We start from the raw sequence: 25690 nt of genomic DNA on the forward strand, positions 1-25690 counted from the left end.
CTTAATGTTTAAAGTGTCTTATACCGGTGAACACCATAGCCATATTATGTTTATTACAAGCTTCTATGGAATCTTTATCTCTGATTGAACCACCGGGTTGAATTATGGCCTTTACACCATACTTAGCAGCCTCTTCCACTACATCATTAAAGGGGAAAAAGGCATCAGAAGCTAAAACTGTTCCATCTTTTGCTCTGTCTAAGGCTTGGGCTGCTGCCCATATCCTATTAACTTGTCCTCCACCTATGCCCACAGCCATTTTATTTTTAACCACGACTATGGCATTGGATTTTACATATTTGACAACCTTCATGCCGAAGATAAGGTCCTCCATATCATTCTCTTCTGGAGCCTTTTCCGTAACAACAGTAAGGCTGTCAATTAATTTCTTGTCTTCTTGTTGAACAAGAAGGCCGCCGTCTATTGAAACCATGTACTGTTCATCACTTGGGGGAACAGCACATTTTATAACTCTCAAGTTCTTTTTAGTCCTTAATACTTCCAGGGCGGCTTCATCGTAATCCGGAGCTGCAACCACTTCCAGGAAGGTCTTTACCATTTCCTCAGCAGTGATCTTGTCTATTTTTCTATTTACAGCAACTATGCCACCAAATATAGATGTTGGATCACATTCATAGGCCTTTATATAGGCATCAGCAACTGTGTCCCCTATTGCTACACCACAGGGGCTATTATGCTTAAGTCCACAACAAGCTATTTCATCAAATTCACAAACAACCCTCCAAGCAACATCTAAATCCTTTAAGTTATTGTAGGAAAGCTCTTTACCGTTTAAAACATCAAAGTTCTTCATGGCACCATTTCTAGTAGTGGAAGTATAATAGGCCGCTGTTTGATGTGGATTTTCACCGTATCTCAAGTCCATAGCCTTTCTGTAGGAAATAGTATAGTATTCTGGATAAGGTTCATTATCCAGTAAAAAGCTGCTGATTGAAGCATCGTAAGCAGATGTTAAATTGAAAACTTTTCCCGCTAGTCTTTTTCTGGTTTCAAAAGATACATCCCCATTAGATTCAATCTCCTCCATTATGGGAGCATAGTCCTTAACATCACTGATCACCACAACATCTTTGAAGTTCTTTGCAGAGGAACGTAGCATAGTTGGGCCTCCGATGTCGATGAATTCTATCTTTTCTTCAAAGGCTATGTCGCTAGTAACTTTGTCAAAGAAGGGATATAAGTTTACTACCACCATGTCTATGGTTGATATATTTTTAGCAGCCAATGCCTCCATATGTTCAGAATTTTCTCTCAACGCCAATATTCCTCCGTGGATTTTGGGATGTAAGGTTTTTACCCTGCCATCTAACATTTCTGGAAAACCCGTTATCTCACTAACCTCTGTAACCGGCAGGTTGTTATCCTTTAAAAACCTGTATGTTCCACCGGTAGAAATGATTTCTACATCCTTGTCAACCAGGAAGGAACATAGTTCCAATAGACCTTCTTTATTATAAACACTTATTAATGCCCTATTAATCATACTAAACCCCCTTAATCTATTATCTTTACTCTACCATCAATTATTTTTAACCTATCCTTACACAGCAAATCTAGTGCTTTCGGTAGAGCAATATGTTCCTGTTCCAGTACCCTTTTTTGAAGGGATAATGCATCATCTTCAAAATATACAGGAACGGTTTTTTGCAAAATAATTGGACCCGAATCGGTGCCTGCATCTACAAAGTGAACGGTGCAACCGGAAACTTTTGCTCCGCATTGAATTACGCTTTCATGAACCTTAATGCCATACATTCCACTTCCGCAGAAACTTGGTATTAGCGAGGGATGAATATTAATTATTTTATTCGTAAAAGCCACTAATATTTCTCCCCTCAAAATGGATAAGAAACCTGCAAGAACAATAATGTCCACTTTGTCCTTAATCAATTTTAAAATTTCATCTGATAAAGCTGCCTTATAAACTTTCCTATCCACTACATAATTCTTTATTCCATTTAATTCTGCTCTTTTCAGCCCGTATACCCCAGGCCTATCACTTATAACATAGTCAATGCTGTAGCTAGTATTCCTAGCGGGGCTGTCAATTAAAGCCTGTAGATTTGAACCACTGCCGGAAATAAGCACAGCTACTCTATACAAATACCTTCACCTCCGGCACGGACAACACCAATTTTATAAGCGGTTTCACCCATTGAGATTAAAGATCTGATAACAGCCTCCGCATCCTGCGGTGATACACACAACACAAAGCCTATTCCCATATTAAAGATATTGTACATGTGAGCTCTGTCTACACCAAGAGAGTTGATATATTCAAATATCTCTGGAAGTGGATAAGACTTTGTATTGATTACAGCAGTAAAGTCTCCTTTGAACATTCTGGGGATGTTTTCTATAAAACCTCCTCCGGTAATGTGGGCCATCCCCTTTATTTTGAAATCCTTTATCAAGTCCAAAATTGGTTTCACATATATTTTAGTTGGTACCAATAGAACTTTTCCAATAGTTGTATTACCAAAGGGCATATTAAGATCAGGAATTATCTTTCTTATTAAAGAGTATCCATTGCTGTGAAGACCGGAAGAGGCAAGACCGATGAGCACATCACCGACCTCTATATCACTACCGTTTATTATGGATTCTTTTTCAACAATTCCCGCTGCAAAACCTGCTATATCATATTCTCCGTGGGGGTAGAAACCGGGCATTTCTGCGGTTTCCCCACCAATTAGGGAGCAGCCTGCCTGAAGACAACCATCTGCTACGCCTTTAACTAGGGCTGCAGCCACATCCGCTTCCAGCTTACCGCAGGCTATATAATCCAAAAAGAATAATGGCTTAGCGCCGTGGCATAATATATCATTTACACACATGGCTACGCAATCAATGCCTACGGTGTCATATTTTTTTAACCTAAAGGCTATATCAAGTTTTGTCCCGACGCCGTCGGTTCCGGACACTAACACAGGCTTTTTATAACCCTCCGGTAATTCCACCATACCTGCAAAGCTTCCAATACTATTTAGTACAAAGGGCAGCATGGTTTTCTCTGCATAGGCTTTTATCAGATTTACTGACCTGTAACCTTCTTCTATATTAACTCCGGAATCTTTATAAGTTATCATATAAATACCTACCTTTCCAATCTTTCCTTCACCGACTCCATAGGTGTTGCTATAGGGTACTCTCCGTTAAAGCAGCCCAGACAGAAATCATTATTACTGGCGAAGCTTTTTAATAAGCCTTTGATACTTATATAGCCAAGCGTATCAGCCCCTATTTCCTGTCTAATCTTTTCTATTGTAGAATTGGCACCAATCAAATCCTTTCTATAGGGTGTATCAATTCCAAAATAGCAGGGGTATTTAACTACCGGTGAGGAAACCCTAAAATGTACCTCTAAAGCACCGGCTTTTCTAAGTAAATCAACCAAGCGTTTGCTGGTGGTTCCTCTCACAATTGAATCATCTATGAGTACTACTCTCTTCCCTTTAACATTGACTTTTAAGGGATTGAGCTTTACAGCTACAGCCTTTTCTCTTAGGTCTTGGGAAGGTGAAATAAAGGTACGGCCAACATATCTGTTCTTAACAAAACCCATACTAAAGGGGATCCCTGAGGCTTCAGCATAGCCTGAAGCGGCAGCTATACCTGAATCCGGCACTCCTACAACTATATCCGCCTCTATAGGACATTCCTCATAAAGGATTTTACCTGCTTTAACTCTGGAACCATATACATCAATTCCGTCAATGACACTGTCAGGTCTTGCGAAATATATATACTCAAAGGCACAGGTAGCACATCTGGTCCTCTCTCCTGGATGTAAGGACTTTAGCTCGTTAGCATCAATAATTACAATTTCTCCGGGATTCACATCTCGTATAAACTCTGCGCCGACAGCGTCCAGTGCGCAACTTTCTGAACATAAGACGTAGCTGCTGCCAACCTTGCCTATACAGAGGGGACGGATTCCATTGGGATCTCTTACGCCAATAAGTTTGTCCTCTGTGAGTATTACCATGGCAAAGGAACCCTTTATTGTTTGGACTGCGTCAAAAACCGCTTTTTCAATTCCTTTACTTGCTGCTCTTGCAATGAGATTCAGAACAACTTCCGTGTCTACGGCAGTTTGAAATATAACGCCGGCATCCTCTAAGAGCTCTCTTATTACATCGGCGTTCACAAGATTCCCGTTATGGGCAATCGCTATTGAACCAAGCTTATATTGTGAAAGCAGCGGTTGTGCATTTGCTGCATTACTGGAGCCGGTAGTGGAATACCTGACATGGCCTATAGCGGATATTCCCTTCAGTTTCCTTAAAGTTTCTTCATCAAAGATATCACAAACCAATCCCATTGCCTTATGGCAGTCTAACTTTTCACCATCTGAAACTACAATTCCGGCACTCTCTTGTCCACGATGCTGGAGTGCATATAAACCATAGTAGGTCAATGTAGCCACATCTATATTATCAGTGGAGTAAATCCCAAAAACTCCGCATTCCTCCTTGAGCTTGTCATCATTTATACCCAACATGCCTTACTCCTCTCACTAATTTGCATTTGAAATTCTGTTTAATATCTCCTTATAGGCCTCTTCCACATTGCCCATATCTCTGCGGAATCTGTCCTTATCTAATTTTTCATTGGTTACTGTATCCCAAAACCTGCAGGTATCCGGGGAGATTTCATCTGCCAAAATTATTTCGTTCTTATATCTCCCAAATTCTAATTTAAAATCAATCAATTTAATGCCGAGACCATTAAAGAAGTCCTTAAGAATGTTGTTTACCTTTTCTGTTATGGCATAGATATTATTGAGTTCTTCAAAAGTAGTTAAGCCTATGGCTACTGCCTGGTGATCATTTATAAGGGGATCCCCAAGATCATCGTTTTTATAACAGATTTCATAAACTGTTGTTTTGAGTTCATAACCTTCATTTAAGCCAAGGCGTTTTGCCATACTGCCTGCAGCTACATTTCTTACTATAACTTCAAGTGGTACAATTTCTACTTTCTTGCAAAGTTGCTCTCTGTCACTTATTTTCTTTAAAAAATGCGTATTAATCCCATTCTTTTCAAGCAGTCCAAAAAGCATTGAAGAAATGTGGTTGTTCATCACACCCTTATCTCCGATTTGTCCCTTTTTTTCTCCATTAAAGGCAGTGGCGTCATCCTTGTAATAAACAATAACCTCATCCTCAACAGCTGTAGCAAAAATTCTCTTTGCCTTTCCCTCATAAAGCATTTCTTTTTTATCCATTATAGATCTACCCCCTGATTGTTTTCATTTATGAAATTTTCTTTCATAACTACTCTGTAATTTTTTACTCTAATAGCCAGGTCTTCATCCTTTAGTGCCAGCATTTGTACAGCCAAAATTCCTGCATTATAGCTGTTGTTAATTCCTACAGTGGCAACAGGAATGGATTTTGGCATCTGCACTATTGAAAGCAGTGAGTCTAATCCGTTCATTGCTGCGTTAATAGGTACGCCTATAACAGGCTTGGTAGTATGGGAGGCTATAACCCCAGGAAGATGGGCAGCCAAACCGGCTCCGGCTATAATACATTGGCAGCCGTCACTCTCAATTTCTTCAAGTACCTCCATTAATTTTTCCGGTACCCGGTGGGCAGAAAGTATAAAGGCCTTATAAGTAATGCCAAACTCTTTTAAGGCATCTGCAGCACCTTTCATTACCTCCTTGTCCGATTTGCTTCCAAAAATGATTGCTACTTGCATATTTGTCCCCCTTTTATTTAAAGTATTTAATACCGGATTCAAAGATCTTCTGATCCATGTTTCCGGGAATATTCTTATATAGATTTTTTCCAATACGTTCGCTGTGGGCCATTTTTCCTAGAATTCTTCCATCAGCACTGGTTATACCTTCTACAGCGTACATTGAACCGTTAGGATTGTATGGCATAGTACTTACTGCATTGCCCTGTAAATCAACATATTGAGTTGCAATTTGACCATTCTGAAATAATTTTTCTATGAGCGCCTCCTGTGCCACAAACCTTCCTTCTCCATGAGAAACCGGTACTGTATGAATGTCTCCCACTTTTACAGAGCTGAACCAAGGAGAAAGATTTGATACTACCTTGGTATTAACCATACAGGAAACATGTCTGCCGATGGTATTATAAGTAAGTGTTGGACAGTCTTTGTCAATTTCTCTTATTTCACCATAGGGAAGAAGGCCTAGCTTTATTAATACTTGAAAGCCATTGCATATTCCAAGAATTAACCCATCTCTATTTTGCAGAAAGTCCATCACTGCCTCTTTTAGTATGGGGTTTCTGAATACGTTGGCTATAAATTTACCTGAACCATCAGGCTCATCTCCTGCACTAAAGCCTCCGGGAAACATCAGTATATTAGAATTCTTTATTTCCTGCTCTATAATTCTTACAGAGTCATATATATCACTTGATGTCAGGTTTCTGAACACTTGAATTAAAGCTTTTCCACCGGCCTTTTCAAAGGCTCTGGCAGAATCATATTCACAGTTTGTACCCGGAAATACAGGAATAAAGACCTTAGGTTTTGCACCACCTATATTGAAGTTACAACTTTTCACCTTTGAAGTATTGAATAATCTTTCCGCGTATACTACAGGCTTAACTTCAACGGTTGTTGGAAAAATCTTATCTAGGGGGTCTATCCATTTTTTAAGAATAGCGTCCAGTGCAATAATAGTACTGCCTATTTGTATACTTTCAGTTTCTACTGTGTAACCTAATAAATCATAATTCAAACCTTTTAAAGTTGTAACTTCATCAAAGTCCTTCTCCACCTCTAAGATAAAGGAGCCGTATTTTAAGGAAAATAGATTGTGGTTTTCAGCCTTGTTGTCAAACCTAAAGCCTATCTTATTACCTATGGTCATTTTGGTAATAGCTTCGCAGATTCCACCGGATTTAACAGTGGAACAGGCTTTTAGCTTTCCGCATTTGATTAGGTTTGTTACCGCTGATAGGTTTCTTTTTAGGTCTTCAAAATCCGGCAAGTAGTTGTCATCTATTCTTGTTTCTATAAGAAATACTTTTGAGTTTGCACTTTTAAATTCTGAAGAAACTATGCGGCTGCAGTTTTCAATTACATCAACTGCAAAAGCAACTAGTGTAGGAGGCACATCCAAGTCATTAAAGCTGCCTGACATGCTGTCCTTACCCCCGATAGCGGCAATTTCCAATCTCTTCTGCGCAAAATAGGCTCCCAAAAGTGCGGCGAAAGGCTTCCCCCATCTTTCCGGATTGCTCCCCAATCTTTCAAAGTATTCTTGCAGAGTTAGCTTTACTCTATGGTAGTCTCCGCCCACGGCCACCACTTTTGACACTGCTTCAACAATAGCATAGACCGCGCCGTGGAAAGGACTTATTTCAGAGATTCTTGGATTGAAGCCATAGGACATTATTGAGGCTGTATCAGTGTTACCTTTGAGGACCGGTAATTTACAAACCATAGCCTCAATCGGTGTAAGTTGATATTTCCCACCTAAGGGCATTAAAACTGTACCTGCTCCTATAGTACTGTCAAATCTTTCAATTAATCCCTTTTGGCTGCAGACATTGAGATCAGAAATTTTGTCCAGCCACATATCTTCAAGGGTTAAATCCATGCTATTTTCTTCAAAGAGTTCTCCTAAATCCTTAGGAGACTTAACTATAACTGTAGTATAAGTTTTGGCACCATTGGTGTTAAGAAATTCCCTGGATAGATTGACAATTATATTTCCTTTCCATTTCATAATTAATCTGCTATCATCGGTGACTTCCGCTACTACCGTAGCTTCCACATTTTCTTTCTGGGCTAAGCTAATGAAGGTATCTACATTTTCAGGGCTCACAACTACAGCCATACGCTCTTGTGATTCGGATATAGCCAGCTCAGTGCCGTCTAAGCCTTCATATTTTCTAGGTATATTGTCCAAATCTATTAGAAGACCATCCGCTAATTCTCCTATTGCCACGGATACACCACCGGCACCAAAGTCATTACATCTCTTTATCAATGTGGTAACTTCCCTGTTCCTAAATAATCTCTGAAGTTTCCTTTCTATGGGGGGATTTCCCTTTTGCACCTCTGCTCCGCAGATTTCAATGGATTCTTCAGTATGTTTTTTTGAAGATCCGGTGGCACCGCCACAGCCATCCCGGCCGGTTCTACCTCCAAGTAGGATAACTTTATCTCCTGCCACAGGAGTCAGTCTTATAACATTTGCTGCCGGTGCGGCGCCAATTACAGCGCCGATTTCCATTCTTTTAGTTACATAGCCACCATGGTATAGCTCAGAAACAAGACCTGTAGACAAACCGATTTGATTACCATAGGAGCTGTATCCATGAGCTGCTTCAGTAGTAATTTTCCTTTGAGACAGCTTACCAGGAAGAGTATCCTTTAGGGCAGTCCTTGGATCACCACTACCGGTCACTCGCATAGCCTGATAGACGTAAGACCTACCTGAAAGCGGGTCTCTAATGGCACCTCCCAAACAGGTAGCAGCACCGCCAAAGGGTTCAATTTCTGTGGGATGATTGTGGGTTTCGTTCTTAAACATAACTAGCCAGTCCTCTTTTACACCATCGACTTCCACTGGAACTTTGATGCTGCAGGCATTTATTTCATCGGATTCATCAAGATTTTGTAGTTTACCGGCGTGCTTAAGCTCCTTCATTGCCATAAGGGCGATATCCATCAAAGTAATAGCTTTGTTGTTAGGTCCATATACTACTTCCCTGCCCTGACAGTATTCTCTGAAAGCAGAGGCTATTGGTAAGGTATAATTTCCACCCTCTATGTCCACATGGTTGATTTCTGTCAAAAATGTGGTGTGCCTGCAGTGGTCGGACCAGTAGGTATCCAGTACTTTGATTTCTGTTATGGTAGGATTACGTTTTTCTGAGTATTTAAAGTAAGTGTGGCAGGCTCTAAGATCGTCCAAAGACATTGCAAGGCTTAATCTTTTATGAAGTTCCTGTATTCCATTTTCATCAAAATCAATAAAGCCAGTAATAATTTCTACAGATGAGGGAGTGTCAAAAATTTCTTCTAGGGTATCATATTTATCTAAACTAGCCTCTCTGGTATCAACTGGATTAATATAATAGTGTTTTATTTTTTGTATATCAGATGGAGCTAAGCTGCCTTTTAAGACAAGTACTTTTGAACTTCTTACAATTGGACGTTTTTTAAAGATAAGCTGAAGGCATTCAACTGCAGAATCAGCTCTTTGGTCATATTGACCCGGCAAATATTCTACAGCAAAGACATACTCATTTTCATGGACGGGAAAGTTTTCCTTGTAAACTAGATCAATGGTTTCTTCTGAAAAGATTGTTTTTATAGAAGTGGCTAATTCTGTTTCGTTAATACCGGAGATATCATATCTATTAATAATCCGTACGTATTCCAATGTGGACAAATCCAGGTTAATCTTAAAATCTTTTAAGAGATGCTGGCCTTCCACATTATACTCCTGTTTCTTTTCCACAAATATACGATAAACCTTCTGTTCCATTGTAAAACCTCCTTGAAAAATAATAAACCGCAGTATGAGTAAATCCTGCGGTCGACAAAAAGAGGTATATACAAAAAAATATTACCTAGGACTTACCCATAGCCAGATTGTTTACGGCAAAACTGTAGAGACTCCTGAACCATATTATCAGGATTATATGGATAAATTTATAAACTTTTATACTATAGTACCATCTAAAAACATAATAGTCAATAAAATAAAATAAAATCAGAATAAAATTCGTATTAAAACGAATAATATTCTGATTTTATTTTATAATAATTCGGATATATCGCTTTCTGCTTTCTTTTTGCCGCTTCTGCTGGACTTTTTCCTTTCTGAACTTTTTTCGCTTATATCTTCTGTATTAACTAATACTGTCTCCTCTACTACAGGCTTTTTATTATTTTTTCTCACAGGTGTTCTTTTCTTTTTTACCCTCAGGGATATATATGCTTCACTGGTGAGCTCACTGGCCTTTTCCCATGTATAACTATCTTTTACCACATCTAAAGCCTTTTCGATAATACCATTTCTTAGTACATCGTCATTGAGTAACTCTACGATTGAATCAGCCAACTCATGTACATAACCGGGATTAAATAACTTACCCGTTACGTTATTGTCAACAATTTCTGATAGGCCTCCGGTGGCCGATGCAACTACTGGACACCCCATAGTCATTGCTTCCAGTGCCACATTGCCAAAGGGTTCATATAGGGATGGAATTACAAAGACATCGGCAGCACGGTATAACTTTTGCTTTACTTTTTCATCTATATAACCTGTAAATATTATCTTATCGGATATGCCCATAGCTTGAGCTTTATATTTTAGGTCTTCAGTCATGGGACCTGTACCGGAAATAATAAATTTAATATTACCAATTTTTGAAACTATGGTAGGTATCGCATCTATTATATGATGAATTCCCTTTAGGTATATATGTCTGCCTATATAAAGTACAATTTTTTCATCATCCTTAGCATATGCTCTCCTAAATATATTAATTCTGCCGCTGGATTTAGGTGCTTCAAACACGCCGTTTGGTATCACTTGTATATTATTTTTATCGATGTCATAGAGTGATGATACCTGGTCCTTCATATATTCGCTGCAGCAGATAATCTTACTTGACTCCTTTGCTAAAAGCGCTTCTATGGATGCTATGTGCCTATGTAAGTCTGTATAAATTCCGTTATTTCTACCATACTCTGTTGAATGAAATGTGGTTATAAGCGGTAAGCAGTAAATTTGCTTTAAGGTTTTTGCGGCAAATGCCACATGCCAATCATGCGCGTGAATTAGATCAAATTTCTCTTCGTTATTTAATAATTTGGCAGAGGCTTCAATCATTGCATAATTTAATTGATTTATCCATTCGATTAAATTGTCTTTCTCTATACTGATAGGAAAAACTCTATGTATATTGATACCATCTTCAACTTCAAAAGCCTTAGATTTTTCATTGCCGCATGTAACTACATGAATTTCATGACCTGCTCCCTGAAGACTATGGCTAATATTGTATACATGAGTGGACAGACCACCTATACTTCTAGGTGGGTATTCCCAAGATAGCATTAAAACCCTCATACTTTACCTCCCAATTTGTAAATAAAATTTATACTACCAATTATAACTAATTTTGTTATTATTTCAATAAAATCAGTTTAAATTAAACTTAAAATCAGAAAAGTTTACAAATTTAATAAATGTAAATGTTATAATTTAACGGTTAAAAAAAGGTACCGTAGAATCAAGGTGATAACACCTGTGATTCTAAGTACCATTTAAATTACTTTTTAAGCATTTCAGCTACTGCTGCTATACTTCCTAAGGAAGATATGGCTTCATTTGGCAGAATGAGTTTATTTGCAGGGTTTTTAGCCATTTCTTGCAGAGCTTCAACCTGCTTAAGGGCTATAACTGTCTCGTTGGTTCCGGATTCTATAATAGCTCTGTTTACTTTTTCTATAGCCTCTGCCTGTGCCTTTGCTATAGCTTCTATAGCCCTTGCTTTACCTTCTGCTTCCAAAAGTTGAGATTCCCTAAGACCTTCGGCTCTTCTGATATTTGCTTCTTTTTCTGCCTCTGCAGTAAGAATTTTAGCCTGCTTTTCACCTTCTGCTCTTGCAATCTCTGCAGCTTTTTGACCTTCTGCTTGCAGGATAGCTGCTCTCTTATCTCTTTCAGCTCTCATTTGTTTTTCCATGGCCTGCTGAATTTCTGCAGGTGGTATTATGTTTTTAATTTCAACAGATAATATTTTTATACCATAGGCATCGGTAATTTCGTCAATTATCTGCAGCAACTTTGAATTGATTTTATCTCTTCCGGATAAAACATCATCTAGTGTCATTTCACCAACAATGTTACGCATATTTGTTATAGTTGAGTATATGATACCATGGTGGAAATTCTCTATGTTATATACTGCATCTTTGGCATTCATTACTTTGTAGAATATTACGTTGTCTATTGAAATTTTTACATTATCCTTTGTAATAACGCTTTGCGGTTCTATATCAAGAATTTGCTGCTTGGTTGAAACCTTTTTTCTAACAAAATCTATGAAAGGAATGGTAAAATGCCAACCTGGCTCAAGTACTTTATAGAATTGACCCAACCTTTCAAGTATATAAACCTCTCCAGTATTAACAACCTTAACTGAAGATAACACACCTAGAAAAACAATAGCTAATATTATTACTAAAATAATTTCTGGTCCCATAATACATCCTCCTAAAAATTAAATCTTTTTAATGGTTAATTTATTTCCCTCAATTCCTGTTATTTTAACCTTGTCACCTTTTCTAATTAACTCTCCTTCGTTCTTAACTGTCCAGTATATGCCATCAATTTTTATATTAGCTTTATCTGTCACATCTTCTTCCATGAGTAATTCTCTGCCGATATAGCCTTGCTCAGTTGTAGGCGATTTTGCCACTGTTTTTTTTAGGGTATTCTTCACCAGCGGATATCCAACAATTATAAACAGTGTGCTTACAATGATGAATGCAACCAGTTGTATGGTGAACGAATATCCTAGTAAATTGGCTATAATTGCCGCTATAGTGCCCACAGCAATCCAAACAAAAATAAAGGCGCTGGTTACTATGTCTACAACTACTGAAATAATACCAATTATAAGCCAAAGTACCATATTTTTATCCATAAAACCCCTCCTTCCCTATAATTTTATTATACATGAAATGTCTTATAATTAATACTTTTTTTATCATTTGTATTCGCTGTTTACGATATTATTATATGCTATATATTACAATTTGTAAAGGGTAGATATATCATTATATAAGTTAAAATAAACCATATAAAGAGATTTTGAATAAATTTCACATATTTACTATAAATTAATAAGAATATCGTAGAATTATATCAATTATTGTTAAAAATAATATTACAGGTTATAATCTATCTATATCAGTTTTAAATGGTTATTGGAGTGATAGTAATGAACTACATAAGAGTTGGCACAGCCTGCCCTACTACAAGGGTGGCAGATATTCAGTATAATACAGAGCAAATATGCAAGCTATTGGAACAAGGATTTTCATTAAGTACTAAGCTCTTAGTTTTCCCTGAGCTATGCATTACCTCTTATACCTGCGGAGATTTGTTTCTCCAACAACAATTGATAGAGGAAGCAAAGAGGGCTTTACAAGTTATATGCACTCAAAGTATTGGAAAGGATATGCTAATAGTTGTTGGTGCACCACTGCATTATTTAAATGCATTATATAACTGTGCCTTTGTTATTTTCGAAGGCAAAGTTTTGGGAATTATACCAAAGAGCTTCATCCCAAATTACACAGAGTTTTATGAAAAAAGATGGTTTTCTGAAGGAAATAATATTATAGACAAAGAAGTGGATCTACCCTTTCAAAATAAGATTCCATTTGGAATAAATCTAATGTTTTCCAGCGGATGCTATAAATTTTCTTTTGAGATCTGTGAAGACCTATGGGTTGTGATACCGCCAAGCAGTAACGCAGCTTTAGCTGGAGCTAATATTATCGGTAATCTTTCAGCTTCAAATGAACTTGTTAGCAAATCAAACTATAGAAGAGATCTGGTGCTTTCACAGAGTGCTCGTTGTTATTGTGCTTACTTATATGCCTCTAGTGGTGTTTTTGAATCTACAACGGATCTTGTTTTCAGCGGACATATGCTTATTTCTGAAAATGGTTCCTTATTAAAAGAAAACAGACGGTTTGAGCGTGAAAATGAAATAATTACTGCAATAGTTGATGTAGACAGATTGAATAATGAAAGGCTCCGAAACACTAGTTTTCGTACCCATTCCTTTAAAATGCCATATGATTTCATAGATATAAAATTCCAGTATAGCAATACAGAGATAGCTGTATTTGACAGATTTGTCGATAAACATCCTTTTGTACCCTCTGATCCTAAGTTTAGGCAGGAGCGTTGTGAGGAGATTTTTAATATACAAACTGCAGGCTTAGCAAAAAGAATTCAACACAGCGGTGCTAAAAAAGCAGTGATAGGAATATCCGGTGGCTTAGATTCTACATTAGCCCTATTGGTTGTGATAAAGACCTTTGACATGTTAGGTTTGTCCAGAGAAAATATTGTTACAGTAACTATGCCTGGTTTTGGTACAACGGACAGGACTTACAATAATGCCGTAGAGCTGTGTATGAAACTAAATACAGACTTACGTGAGATAAATATAGTAAATGCTAGTCTGCAGCATTTTAAAGATATAGGACACCCTGCTGAAATACATGATGTCACCTATGAGAATGTTCAGGCACGTGAGCGTACTCAAATACTTATGGACATAGCAAATAAGGAAAACGGATTAGTGATTGGTACCGGTGACCTTTCGGAACTAGCCTTAGGTTGGTGCACTTACAATGGAGACCATATGTCCATGTATGGTGTAAACTCTTCTATTCCAAAGACACTGGTAAGGTATTTGGTAGAGTATGCTGCCCTATATGTGTTTGATAAAGCTATTTCTGATATTCTTTTAGATGTTATCAATACTCCTGTGAGTCCTGAACTGTTACCTAAAGATAAAAATGGTGAGATATCACAAAAGACAGAAGATATTATTGGACCCTATGAACTGCACGATTTTTTCCTATACTATTTTATAAGACAGGGAGCTACGCCTGAGAAAATATGTTTTCTTGCAATTCATGCCTTTCAAGGCACTTACAGCGAAGAAGAGATAAAAAAGTGGCTTAATAAATTTATTTCTAGATTCTTCACCCAGCAATTTAAGCGTTCAGCTCTTCCTGATGGACCAAAGGTTGGAACTATTAGTCTTTCTCCTAGAGGTGATTGGAGAATGCCTTCAGATGCAAGCATGAATTCATGGGTTTAATGTAAGGAGGTTGCTTTATTGGAAATAAAAAGAGTTGGGAGAAATTCTCCTATAAAGTCCGAAGAAAAGAAAAGTATAGAGTTAAAAAAGGATTTTTCACAAAACTTCAATTTTGCCCGTGATAAAAGAAGTGAGGAAGAATTGAAGAGGATTCAAGAGGACATCAAAAAGAAAGGTGCCAGACTGATAATCACAAAATCCTATGCTGACGTAAAAGCCTATAAGAATCTTATTAAAGAATATTTAAACTCTGTACTGCAGCATATGTATAATATAAAGAAAGACATAAGCTTTTGGCAGACTCAATACTTTATAACTATAGAGACCATAGATAAAAAACTTGAAGAGTTAACGAAACTTCTTTTACAGGAAGAAAAAGATAACTTGTCAATAGCGGGAACTATTGATGAGATAACTGGACTGGTATTGGATATTTACAGATAGGATGCTTCTTAGGTGACAATGTAAAAAGTATGGTTTATGATAATTCACATTTGACAATGGACGATTGACAATTTTTGTAGAAATTCAGTTCTGCTGAATTTTATCCATAATTGTCCATTGTCAAATGTTTATTGTCAATTATTACAGGTACTTCACTAGGATCTCTACAGCCTTCTCCAAATACGTTTGATCTATTTTTGAAAACCTGTCAAATACAGGACTGTCAATATCCAGTACGCCTAGTAGTTTATCATCTTTTATGATAGGTATAACTATCTCCGAATTTGAAGCGCTGTCACATGCGATGTGTCCATCAAACTCATGTACATTAGCAACTCTTTGGGTTGCTTTTAATTTTGCTGCAGTTCCGCAGACTCCGCTGCCAATCTCTATTCTACAGCAAGCTGGAAGGCCTTGAAAAGGACCAAGCACCAATTCTCCATCCTTATATAGGTAGAATCCTACCCAGTTTGTTTCCTCTAATGCAGACTTTATTATTGCTGATGTATTGCTTAGATTAGCAATAAAATCTGATTCGGATTTTAACTGTCCTTCTATGAGTAACAGCATTAGGTTGTATTTATCTTCAATTTTCATATCTTTAAAGTTATCTACGTTTATCATTATATTCCCCCATCATCTTTATGTAGTGTTCTGCAGAACTTCTCAGTTTTTTATATTCTTCTTCAGTAAGATTTCTAATTATTTTTGCAGGAGATCCCATACAAAGTACACCTTCTGGTATTTCTTTTCCTCCGGGAATTAGTGAGCCGGCTCCGATAATTGTGTTTTTCCCTATTTTACAATTGTTCATTATAATTGATCCCATTCCAATCAGGCAATTGTCCCCTATCTCTGCACCGTGTATAATGGCATTGTGGCCAATGGTCACATATTTGCCTATAATGGTTGGTGCAGTGTCTTTGCTTCCATGGATTACGGAATTGTCCTGTATATTTGTCCCCTCTCCAACGGTAATATAATTGTCATCCCCTCTTAGAACAGCACCAAACCAAATACTGCAATTTTTTTCTATGGTTACATAACCTATTATATGACTACCTTCGGCTATAAAAACATCTTCAGCCACCTTAGGGTATATTCCCTTGTAAATATGGAGCATAGAAACGCCTCCTATTCTTGTTTTTTCTCTTTTAATTCTGCTTAAATTTCCGTATTTTTAGACATATTATTCTTTTTGTTTCTTAATACTTATTATTTATTGTGTTTATTATAGAATTGTCATATAATATTTATTGTGCACACAATATATTGTATTGAGTGTGCATGTTGACACAATATATTGAGTTGTTTTTGGAGGTGTACAATGGAAAGTATTAAAAACTTACTTACTAGATATTATACTAAAGAATTAGAAAAAAATAAAACTAAAACTGTATATGATTTATTTAAATGGAAAAGGGTCGATGTCATTTTAAAGGATTATAAAAGCGGTAAAGTGCTGGTAGATATGAAAAACCTTGAGTTCCCGGAACACTACTCACAAAATGCCTGTGATATAATAGCCTCTAAGTATTTTAGAAAAGCTGGAGTACCAAATGAAGTAGGCTATGAAAACAGCATGAGAATGGTTGCTCATAGAATGGTTAAGTTTTGGAGTACAGCTCTAAAGGATGAAGGATTGATAGAAAACGATGAGGAAGAGGCAATATTCTACGATGAAATGGTCTATGCATTATTAAGCCAATTGTATGCACCTAACTCTCCTCAATGGTTTAACACCGGTTTGAATTTAGCCTATGGAATCACTGGTGAATCAAATGATACATATTATTTTGACCCTATAAAGAGAAAAGTTGTAAAGTCTAAAGATGCTTACAGCAGAACACAAGCTTCTGCTTGTTTTATATTATCCATTGAAGATAAGCTGCTAGGACCCCATTCTATTACAGAGCAATATGTTACTGAGACTAAGCTGTTTAAAGGAGGCTCCGGTACCGGCACCAACTTCTCCACAATCAGAGCCGTTGGCGAAAAGCTATCCGGTGGCGGTGTTTCATCAGGCCTCATGAGCTTTTTAAAGGGATTAGATAGAAATGCAGGTGCAATAAAATCCGGTGGAACAACCAGAAGAGCTGCAAAAATGGTATGTTTAGACATAGATCACCCTGAAATAGAGGAATTTATTACTTGGAAGTCAAAGGAGGAAATGAAGGTACGTGCTTTGGCCAAGATGGGTTATGACACAGACATGGATGGCGAAGCCTATCAGACAGTTTCCGGTCAGAACAGCAACAACTCACTAAGACTTAGCGATGAATTTATGATGAAAGTTGCTAATCTTGACAAGAATCCGGAGGTTACAATAAAGCTAAAGGGAAGAAAAGACTCCTCCGTAGACAGAGAGGCTAAGGTTAAAGACCTGTGGGAAATGTTTAATAAGGCTGCTTGGGAGTGCGCAGACCCTGCCCCTCAGTTTAACGATACTTTTAATGCATGGCACACTTGTCCAAATGGAGAAGATGGTGTTTATAACGCCCCTTATAATAGAATTAATTCCACAAATCCATGTGGTGAATATGCTTTTTTAGACGATACCTCCTGTAATTTAGCTTCTATAAATATATATAGGTTTTACGACAATGATACAAAGGCCTTCGATATTGAAGGATATATGCATACTATATCACTGGTACAGCTTATATTAGAAGCATCCATACATTTTGGTCAATTTCCTACTGAGGATATTGCTAGAAAGACTTATTTGTTTAGAACTACCGGCTTAGGTATATCTAACTTGGCTTCTCTTTTAATGGTAATGGGTTTACCCTATGATTCAGATGAAGCTAGGAATGTAGCAGCAGGCTTAACGTCATTGTTAACTGCGCAATCCTACTCTGTATCAGCTCTAATGGCAAAAAAAGTTGGTCCTTTCGAAAAGTTTGAATTAAATAAAGAGCATATGCTAAGGGTTATAAGGAACCACTGCAGGGTGTCAGGAGCACTAGACGGTGAATATGAGGGGTTAAACTATAAACCAGTGGAAATCAATCATGAAATATTAAACAAGTGTAAACTTGAGAATTTAAGTGACGTTGTAAAAAATACGTGGATAAAGGCTTTAGAAAACGGAAAAGAGTTTGGGTATAGAAATGCACAGGTTTCAGTAATAGCCCCTACTGGTACAATTTCCTTTGCAATGGATTGCGGAGCAACTTCCATTGAGCCCTTTTTCAGCCACATAGTTTATAAAAAGCTTGTTGGCGGCGGATTTATGACTGTAATTAATCCAGTAATAGAATTAAGCTTAAAGAATTTGGGGTACAGTAAAGAAGAAATTGAGGATATTTTAAATTATGTACTAAGAAGTGAAAAGGTAAAAGCAGGTAACGTAGAATATGACAAAATAATAGATGGTAAACTAGAAGGTGCGCCACACCTTAAACCTGAACACTTACCAATCTTCGATACAGCAAATAAGTGCGGAACCGGCAAAAGATATATTGCACCGGAGGGTCATGTAAAAATGGTAGCAGCTTTAACGCCGGTTATTTCAGGTGCTGTTTCAAAAACAGTAAATCTACCAAAGGACGCTACAATAAAAGACTTTGAAGTTGTTACCTTAACTTCCTGGAAGTTAGGAATAAAGGGTATCACCCTTTACAGGGATTCTTCAAAAGCAAGCCAACCTCTAAATACATCTTTAGAGGAAGGTAAGGAAGTAAATCTTGAGAATTTGACTTATGATGCTCTTTTAAAGTATGCAAAAGAAATGCAGCAAAACAGCGGTTATACTAAGAGAAACAAGCCTCAGGGTATAAGGTACGGTACTACACACCCTGCACAAATTGATGATGTAAAGATATATACAACTGTAAACAGAGATGAAAAAGGAAGAATTTGCGAAATATATATAACGACTGATAGAGAAGGAACAATAATTACAGGACTGCTTAATTCTCTATCGAAATCAATATCAGTTATGCTTCAATATAATGTTCCTCCAAAGGATATCGCCAGAATGTTGAGAGGACAAAAATATGAACCCTACGGTTTTGTACAGAAGCATCCTTATATCAAGCATGTAAGCTCAATATCTGATTTGATCAGTAAGATAATAGATATAGAATTGAATGATTTTACAAGATGTCAAGTAAAACCTCATAATCATGCCGTGGAAGTAGTTTCTCATAAAAATGATACAGGTGAAAGGGTATATAGTGCAAGTTGTAAAAATTGCTCCAGTACAAGAATGGTTAAGAATGGAACCTGTATGGTGTGCCTCGATTGTGGTACTACTACCGGATGCAGCTAAAAAAGGTGACCTTTGGTCACCTTTTTTTACCTTTTGTTTTTTACTCTATTTGGTTTTGCCTTAGGTTTAATTTTAATTTGTTTCTTCTTTTCAACCTTGTCAGTGCTGATAACGTTGAAAAACCATAAAAATGGAATTACAGAGATCGATATTAAAACAAATGATAGAATTTGAGGTACTTTACCCATGCAGTAGGAAGAAAGCATAATCAGCAGAACACCTAGTGCAAATATAAGCCATTTGTTTATATTAAGTTTATCTAAAACAAATATTTTAAGTAGGTTATATACAATTAAAGTAACTAGGGCAAGCACGATTAATAAAAGTATTTCCCAAAACATAATTATCCCCCCTTTTTAACTAGAGTATGAATTCTGAATTAGCGGCAGCATGTGTCACTAAATCTAAGGTTTTTACCTTTTTATCAGCATTGTACATAACAATAATATTTTATAGTATAAAATTCTTTATGTAAATTATAATTTTTTACCCTAAAAAAAAGAACAAAATATTAAATTTAATAAATATTTTAAATAAAATTATTAATTTATCACTAAAATCTGATATAATTAAATAAACATAAATTATTACGTTATGAGGTGAGCATATGAGTTTTGTTTCTAATCCACAGCTAGATGAATTGGATTATCAAATACTTGAGATTTTAATAAAGGATTCAAGAACGCCGTACTTAGAAATTGCTAGAATGTGTCATGTTAGTGGTGGTACAATCCATGTAAGAATGAAGAAGATGGAAGACATGGGGATTATTAAAGGTACTAAGCTATTATTGGATACATCAAAACTTGGGTACGATGTTTGCTGCTTTGTAGGGATATTCTTAGATAAATCTTCCTCATTTTCATATGTTCTTGAAGAGATGAAGAAGATTAAAGAAATTGTTGAACTACACTACACCACAGGTGAGTATTCAATATTTGTTAAAGTCATATGTAAAAGTATTTCACATCTTCAAGACTTATTGATGAATAAGGTTCATGTTATTACCGGAATCCAAAGAACTGATACCTGGATATCCCTATCACAACCAATAGATAGAAATATTCAGTTTTAACAATGCTTCAAAACTTTATTTCTATAAATAAAAAGAGTATATCACAAAACAGTTATGGTTTAATGACGTACTCTTTTTATCTTTACATTGCATTTTCCAATACATCTATAAAAGTTTGCAACTTAGACACTTGAGAGGTTTTTAAATAAAATTTTGAAAGCAGTAAAATATATTGTGTTAGATTCTTGCCACATTTGCTATTGACCAATAATTGCTCCAAATGAGAGGCATAATTTTCAAACTTATTTAGCTGATAGTTTGAACTTAAGATGTTAAATATGGACTTATAACACCATAGGGCATAGTCCTCTTGATTATAAACTTCACTGTTTAACAAAGCATAGTCGTAATACCTAATTGAATATTTGTTAAAACCATATTTAGATAATTCTTCAGCAAAATCTATGGCAATTTTACTATTTGCTTCATCAGCATGTAAGGAAAGAGCCAGTATACATTTATCTTGATAAATAAGACCTTCTTCTTCTTGTTGAGTGACAAAATAAGCCAAAGATAGTTTGTGTAGGATTAAGTAATCCTCCGATGAATCATTCATTAAAAGCTTTTTTAGAAGTGATATTACCGATGAAAATCTCCTCTCTTCAAAGTAAATATTAGATTTTAGGATTATTAAATTCTTTTTCTGTGACGTGTTGAGTTTTTTACTCTTTAATAACTTTTCTATTAGTTTAAGAGCCTCTGGATTTCTATTGGTATGAATAAGTGTATCTAGGAATTCCATGTTTGCCATAAAGATAAGATTATCATCCTTGTGTTTGGACAATATATCATTCATTGCCCTTCCAATACAATCTTCAGCCATATCATATCTCTTTACTCTATTATAACATCTTGTTTGAAAGATTAAGGCTTTAATTTCACTGGGATAGTCTTCGATTAATCTATAGTATTCACTGGCCAGGTTGTAACACTTTATTGCTGCATTAAAATCCTCTTCCTGTTCATAGAATCTTCCCAAGGTTAGTTTTATGTCTCCCATTATGTCAAAGCAATTATTTTCCTTTGCTTTTTCAAAAATAGCATTAAAGTCTTCAGCAGAACTATCTCCTTTTAGTGCCTCATGGTAGGCATTTCTGATGTTTTCTTTTATATAATAACTATCGTTACTTAAAAGATCCTTTAAACTGAGGTTTAATTCAATACCTTTACTAGCTGCAATCTTATTAAAATTATCTGCAAGGATCATAGCTGTTACAGTGGTTAATTGGATTTTACCGCTTTCTATTAGGCTTACCATGCTGTGAGACATCCTAGTACCGGCAGCCTCTTTTTGCGAAATTTTTAACAAATTTCTATATAATTTTACCATATTTCCGCTGTCTATTCGATCCATTCTCATTCCCCCTCAAATAAAAGCTACTATAAAAACATCCTATAATAATATATTTTACTATATATTCCGAAAAAATAAAAATAATTTTATGATAAAGCCCTTTATACTTATATTTGTTAAAAATTTATTAATATATAAATTTAAAAACTATAATAAATTTTTAAATCCCACATAATTTTTTGTATTCTGCTAAAAATAAATACATAAATTCTATTCAAAGGAGATGTTATGATTATGAAAGCCTTAGATGCAATTGCTCTTTTATTAGTTATAATTGGCGCTATCAACTGGGGACTAATTGGATTCTTTCAGTTTGACTTAGTAGCAACATTATTTGGAGATATGACAGGACTAAGCAGAATAATTTATGCCTTGGTTGGTATAGCTGGTCTTTATGCAATATCTTTCTTTGCAAGAGATAGAGAAACTTCTGGTACAAGATAAGAATAAAAACCTCCCTAGGGAGGTTTTTATTTTCTAAAATTGTCCTAAATTTCTGCATAATTAGCTTGAATTATTGACTTAACATGTTCTGACAGGTTAATCTTTTCCTCTTTACTCAGGGCATCGGTATATAATGGTTTTCCAATAACTAATCTGACATTGGCAGGCTTTACGGTATTAAATTCCTCATAAGCCTTATAGCTCCCACAAATTGTAATAGGAATAATTGGTACAGAAGCTTTTAAAGCTAACTTCATGCTCCCCTTCTTAAATTCTCCGATTTTGTCACTTCTACTTCTTGTTCCTTCTGGAAAAATCACCATGGAACTATGGCTTTTTAAGTTTTTAACCCCCTGATTAATGGAGTCTATGGCGTCTCGAAGGCTGTCTCTGTCTAAGAACACACAGTGAATTTTCTTCATCCAAAAACTCATGAGAGGAACTTTCTTTAATTGCTTTTTTGCTATAAAGCCTATAGGCTTATCAATCTGCGATAAAATGAGGGGGATGTCAACATAACTCTGGTGATTTGCTACAAAGAGGCAATTTCCGACTGGAACATTATTTATACCCTCGGTTTGTATCTTAACACCAAGTGTTTTCATGGTATACTCAGCCCATCTTTTAACTTCTTTATAATATATTTCTTCCTTACTATCTATATTTTTTGCTTTCAAGAGTTTTAATCTGGCAACAGCCATGAAATTAAATATCTTGGCAATCTTAATTACTTTGCTCATTTTCACAACCACCCTTCAATGTATAAAATTACTTATAATTACCAATAATAGTAAGAAAAACTTACTTTATATAAGCTTATGGAGGCATTGTATATGAAAAGAAGATTGTTCCTAAAATTTATAATTTTGGTCTTAATATTTTGGAGATTTTTTACCTCTTGCAATTATAGCACAAATGATAATATGGAAACAAATAATTCCATAGAAAAAAATGATATTCTTAGAGTACATTTTATAGATGTAGGACAAGGAGACTCAACATTGCTACAGGTGAATGGTTTTAATGTACTTATAGATGCAGGACCTAACAGTGCCTCACATAAGCTATTGCCGTATTTAAAAGGCAATAATGTAGAAAATATTGATTATGTCATAGCTACACATCCAGATGAAGACCATATCGGCGGTATGGATGAAGTTATTAAAAACTTTAATATTGGAATTTTGTATGCACCTAAACTTACTAAGGATACGGATACATTTATTAGCATGGTAAAGGCTCTTAAAAGTAAGGGACTTAAGATTAATGTTGCTTTGGATGATATTGCTTTAAACCTTGGCGAGGATATTATACTTAATTTTTTAGCCCCAATAGAAGAAAATTATGAAGAAGTCAATAATTACTCAGTTGTTACTAAGTTAACTTATAAAAATATATCGATGCTATTTATGGGTGATGCTGAGAATTTAGTAGAAGCCCAGCTTTTAAGAGATAAGGTGGATATAGATACAGATGTTATAAAGATCGGACATCATGGCAGTTCTTCATCAACTTCTGATGATTTTTTACGTGTTGTTTCTCCAGAATATGCGATTATTTCTTGTGGTAAAAATAATAGATATAAACATCCTCATAAAGAAACCATAAATAAACTGGAGAATGCAAAGGTTGGCATATATAGGACAGATCTTCTTGGTACTATAATTATTTCAAGTGATGGTAACAATATAACAACCACAACAATGGACCAGGCTAAATAACCTGGTCCATTTAAATTTACTTTAAAGTACTTTACTTAAAAATTCTATTGTTCTTTGATTCTGGGGATTAACAAAAATAGCTTCTGGAGAACCTTCCTCTACTATGTTCCCGTCGTCCATAAATATCACTCTATCCCCTACTTCTCTAGCAAAACCCATTTCATGAGTTACCACTACCATTGTCATGCCTTCAGATGCTAGTTCTTTCATTACATTTAATACTTCACCAACCATTTCCGGGTCTAAAGCTGAGGTTGGTTCATCAAACAACATTACGTCCGGCTCCATGGCCAAGGCTCTGGCTATAGCAATTCTTTGCTTTTGTCCACCTGAAAGCTGCGCCGGATATGCATTAGCCTTTTCTTCTAATCCGATTTTTCTTAGAAGCTTATATGCGATTGTTTCTGCATCGGCTTGACTCATATTTTTAACTTTTATTGGTGCTAAAGTTATATTTTGCAAAACTGTTTTATGAGGGAACAGATTGAACTGCTGAAAAACCATTCCCATCTTTTCTCTGAGTTTATCTATATTAACTTTTTTATTTGTTATTATATTACCTTCGAACTCAATTTCTCCTTCTGTAGGTTCTTCTAAAAGGTTCATACATCTTAACAGGGTACTTTTGCCTGAGCCACTGGGCCCAATTATAACTACTACTTCTCCTTTTTTAATATGGCAATTTACACCCTTTAAAACATGTAGTTTTCCAAATTTCTTATGGAGGTCTTTAATGTTAATCACTATTCTTCATTCTCCTTTCAAATCTAGAAATTAACTTTGATAAACTAAAGGTTATAATAAAGTACACAATGGCTACAACTAAGTAAGGCAAAAATACCATATAAGTCTTTCCTGATATATTGGTAGCCTTTTTCATAAGGTCCCCAATACCAATAACAGATACAATTGAGGATTCCTTAATAACGGTTACAAACTCATTTCCTAAGGCAGGAAGTATATTCTTTACTGCTTGAGGAATGATGATTTCTCTCATGGCTAATCCGTGTTTCATACCCAATGATCTGGCGGCTTCCATTTGCCCTTTGTCAACAGCTTGAATACCGGCTCGAATAATTTCTGCAACATATGCAGCACTGTTTATTGAAAGTGTGATTACGCAAGACATAAAATCAGAAAAATTCATACCGATTATAGGATTTAAAAACTCAACTTCTGGAAAGCTTATTCCAATAGTAGAAAGTCCGTAATATATTACCAAGATTTGTACGTAGACCGGTGTACCTCTGATAAATTCGATATATGATGATGCAATAGCTCTTAAGGTTTTCTTTTTTGATAATCTCATCAATGCAAGCAATGTACCCAATAATGTACCTAAAATAACTGTAAATAATGCAATTAAAATTGTATTCTTTGCACCTTCTAAATAGTAAGGGTAATATTTTTTTATAAAAGAAAAAAAGTCCACAATAAAGCTCATTTTATTCACCTCGATATATTTAACATAATAAACTCCTG

At 35.9% G+C, this 25690-nt stretch carries 23 protein-coding genes and 1 riboswitch; of the genes, 6 read left to right on the plus strand and 17 right to left on the minus strand.

The window, feature by feature from the left end; genetic code table 11:
- Position 1 precedes the first annotated feature (1 nt).
- The 10 genes from purH to FHY60_RS08865 form a co-directional block, all read right to left on the minus strand.
- Positions 2-1504, minus strand: a complete 1503-nt coding sequence (gene purH, locus FHY60_RS08820; protein ID WP_139904624.1) for a bifunctional phosphoribosylaminoimidazolecarboxamide formyltransferase/IMP cyclohydrolase — start codon at positions 1502-1504, stop codon at positions 2-4.
- Between the two features lie 11 nt (positions 1505-1515).
- Complete coding sequence (gene purN / locus FHY60_RS08825) at positions 1516-2124, minus strand: phosphoribosylglycinamide formyltransferase (RefSeq protein ID WP_139904625.1); 609 nt, start codon at positions 2122-2124, stop codon at positions 1516-1518.
- The gene (purM, locus tag FHY60_RS08830; protein WP_139904626.1) at positions 2112-3110 is read right to left on the minus strand and encodes a phosphoribosylformylglycinamidine cyclo-ligase; all 999 of its coding nucleotides are present in this window, start codon (positions 3108-3110) and stop codon (positions 2112-2114) included. Before purM ends, purN begins: the two co-directional genes overlap by 13 nt.
- Positions 3111-3118: 8 nt before the next feature.
- Positions 3119-4525 (minus strand): amidophosphoribosyltransferase, encoded by a 1407-nt coding sequence (gene purF, locus FHY60_RS08835; RefSeq protein WP_139904627.1) that lies wholly within the window; start codon positions 4523-4525, stop codon positions 3119-3121.
- 15 nt (positions 4526-4540) lie between these two features.
- Complete coding sequence (gene purC / locus FHY60_RS08840; RefSeq protein WP_139904628.1) at positions 4541-5251, minus strand: phosphoribosylaminoimidazolesuccinocarboxamide synthase; 711 nt, start codon at positions 5249-5251, stop codon at positions 4541-4543.
- A complete protein-coding gene (gene purE / locus FHY60_RS08845) occupies positions 5251-5730 on the minus strand; it encodes a 5-(carboxyamino)imidazole ribonucleotide mutase (RefSeq protein ID WP_139904629.1) in 480 nt (159 codons plus the stop codon). The genes purC and purE overlap by 1 nt, the downstream gene beginning before the upstream one ends.
- Positions 5731-5743: 13 nt before the next feature.
- Positions 5744-9514, minus strand: a complete 3771-nt coding sequence (locus tag FHY60_RS08850; protein WP_139904630.1) for a phosphoribosylformylglycinamidine synthase — start codon at positions 9512-9514, stop codon at positions 5744-5746.
- A 79-nt stretch (positions 9515-9593) separates the two neighbouring features.
- Positions 9594-9695: riboswitch (purine riboswitch) on the minus strand.
- Between the two features lie 92 nt (positions 9696-9787).
- Positions 9788-11110 carry a glycosyltransferase family 4 protein gene (locus FHY60_RS08855; protein WP_139904631.1) on the minus strand — a complete coding sequence of 441 codons (1323 nt, stop codon included), beginning with the start codon at positions 11108-11110 and terminating at the stop codon, positions 9788-9790.
- A gap of 202 nt (positions 11111-11312) precedes the next feature.
- A complete protein-coding gene (locus FHY60_RS08860; protein WP_139904632.1) occupies positions 11313-12248 on the minus strand; it encodes an SPFH domain-containing protein in 936 nt (311 codons plus the stop codon).
- Positions 12249-12266: 18 nt separating this feature from the next.
- Entirely contained in the window at positions 12267-12692 is a 426-nt protein-coding gene (locus FHY60_RS08865; protein WP_139904633.1) for an NfeD family protein, read from the minus strand.
- Between the two features lie 297 nt (positions 12693-12989).
- On the opposite strand from FHY60_RS08865, the gene FHY60_RS08870 reads away from it, so the two are divergent.
- Positions 12990-14894 carry an NAD(+) synthase gene (locus FHY60_RS08870; RefSeq protein WP_139904634.1) on the plus strand — a complete coding sequence of 635 codons (1905 nt, stop codon included), beginning with the start codon at positions 12990-12992 and terminating at the stop codon, positions 14892-14894.
- An 18-nt stretch (positions 14895-14912) separates the two neighbouring features.
- Positions 14913-15338 (plus strand): YaaR family protein, encoded by a 426-nt coding sequence (locus FHY60_RS08875; RefSeq protein ID WP_139904635.1) that lies wholly within the window; start codon positions 14913-14915, stop codon positions 15336-15338.
- A 141-nt stretch (positions 15339-15479) separates the two neighbouring features.
- Here FHY60_RS08875 and FHY60_RS08880 read toward each other — a convergent pair whose 3' ends face one another.
- On the minus strand, positions 15480-15962 hold the full coding sequence (locus FHY60_RS08880) for a GAF domain-containing protein (RefSeq protein WP_139904636.1): 483 nt from the start codon (positions 15960-15962) through the stop codon (positions 15480-15482).
- The gene (locus tag FHY60_RS08885) at positions 15946-16461 is read right to left on the minus strand and encodes a gamma carbonic anhydrase family protein (RefSeq protein WP_139904637.1); all 516 of its coding nucleotides are present in this window, start codon (positions 16459-16461) and stop codon (positions 15946-15948) included. The genes FHY60_RS08880 and FHY60_RS08885 overlap by 17 nt, the downstream gene beginning before the upstream one ends.
- 204 nt (positions 16462-16665) lie before the next feature.
- On the opposite strand from FHY60_RS08885, the gene FHY60_RS08890 reads away from it, so the two are divergent.
- A complete protein-coding gene (locus FHY60_RS08890; RefSeq protein WP_139904638.1) occupies positions 16666-19614 on the plus strand; it encodes a vitamin B12-dependent ribonucleotide reductase in 2949 nt (982 codons plus the stop codon).
- Positions 19615-19640: 26 nt separating this feature from the next.
- On the opposite strand, the gene FHY60_RS08895 is transcribed toward FHY60_RS08890, so the two are convergent.
- Positions 19641-19955 carry a hypothetical protein gene (locus FHY60_RS08895; RefSeq protein WP_139904639.1) on the minus strand — a complete coding sequence of 105 codons (315 nt, stop codon included), beginning with the start codon at positions 19953-19955 and terminating at the stop codon, positions 19641-19643.
- Between the two features lie 266 nt (positions 19956-20221).
- On the opposite strand from FHY60_RS08895, the gene FHY60_RS08900 reads away from it, so the two are divergent.
- Positions 20222-20689 (plus strand): Lrp/AsnC ligand binding domain-containing protein, encoded by a 468-nt coding sequence (locus FHY60_RS08900; RefSeq protein WP_139904640.1) that lies wholly within the window; start codon positions 20222-20224, stop codon positions 20687-20689.
- Between the two features lie 82 nt (positions 20690-20771).
- Here the strand turns inward: FHY60_RS08900 and FHY60_RS08905 are convergent, their stop codons facing one another.
- The gene (locus FHY60_RS08905; RefSeq protein ID WP_139904641.1) at positions 20772-22043 is read right to left on the minus strand and encodes a helix-turn-helix domain-containing protein; all 1272 of its coding nucleotides are present in this window, start codon (positions 22041-22043) and stop codon (positions 20772-20774) included.
- A 234-nt stretch (positions 22044-22277) separates the two neighbouring features.
- Between FHY60_RS08905 and FHY60_RS08910 the strand changes: the two genes are divergently transcribed.
- Complete coding sequence (locus tag FHY60_RS08910) at positions 22278-22487, plus strand: DUF378 domain-containing protein (RefSeq protein WP_139904642.1); 210 nt, start codon at positions 22278-22280, stop codon at positions 22485-22487.
- A 44-nt stretch (positions 22488-22531) separates the two neighbouring features.
- Here the strand turns inward: FHY60_RS08910 and FHY60_RS08915 are convergent, their stop codons facing one another.
- Positions 22532-23227 carry a lysophospholipid acyltransferase family protein gene (locus FHY60_RS08915; protein ID WP_139904643.1) on the minus strand — a complete coding sequence of 232 codons (696 nt, stop codon included), beginning with the start codon at positions 23225-23227 and terminating at the stop codon, positions 22532-22534.
- A gap of 93 nt (positions 23228-23320) precedes the next feature.
- Between FHY60_RS08915 and FHY60_RS08920 the strand changes: the two genes are divergently transcribed.
- Positions 23321-24208, plus strand: a complete 888-nt coding sequence (locus FHY60_RS08920) for a ComEC/Rec2 family competence protein (RefSeq protein ID WP_139904644.1) — start codon at positions 23321-23323, stop codon at positions 24206-24208.
- A 21-nt stretch (positions 24209-24229) separates the two neighbouring features.
- Here the strand turns inward: FHY60_RS08920 and FHY60_RS08925 are convergent, their stop codons facing one another.
- Positions 24230-24952 carry an amino acid ABC transporter ATP-binding protein gene (locus tag FHY60_RS08925; RefSeq protein ID WP_139904645.1) on the minus strand — a complete coding sequence of 241 codons (723 nt, stop codon included), beginning with the start codon at positions 24950-24952 and terminating at the stop codon, positions 24230-24232.
- Positions 24945-25652, minus strand: coding sequence for an amino acid ABC transporter permease (locus FHY60_RS08930; protein ID WP_341472528.1), 708 nt, complete (start codon positions 25650-25652; stop codon positions 24945-24947). Before FHY60_RS08930 ends, FHY60_RS08925 begins: the two co-directional genes overlap by 8 nt.
- Positions 25653-25690 lie beyond the last annotated feature (38 nt).

The organism is Clostridium thermarum (assembly GCF_006351925.1).
Classification (GTDB): domain Bacteria; phylum Bacillota; class Clostridia; order Clostridiales; family Clostridiaceae; genus Clostridium_AU; species Clostridium_AU thermarum.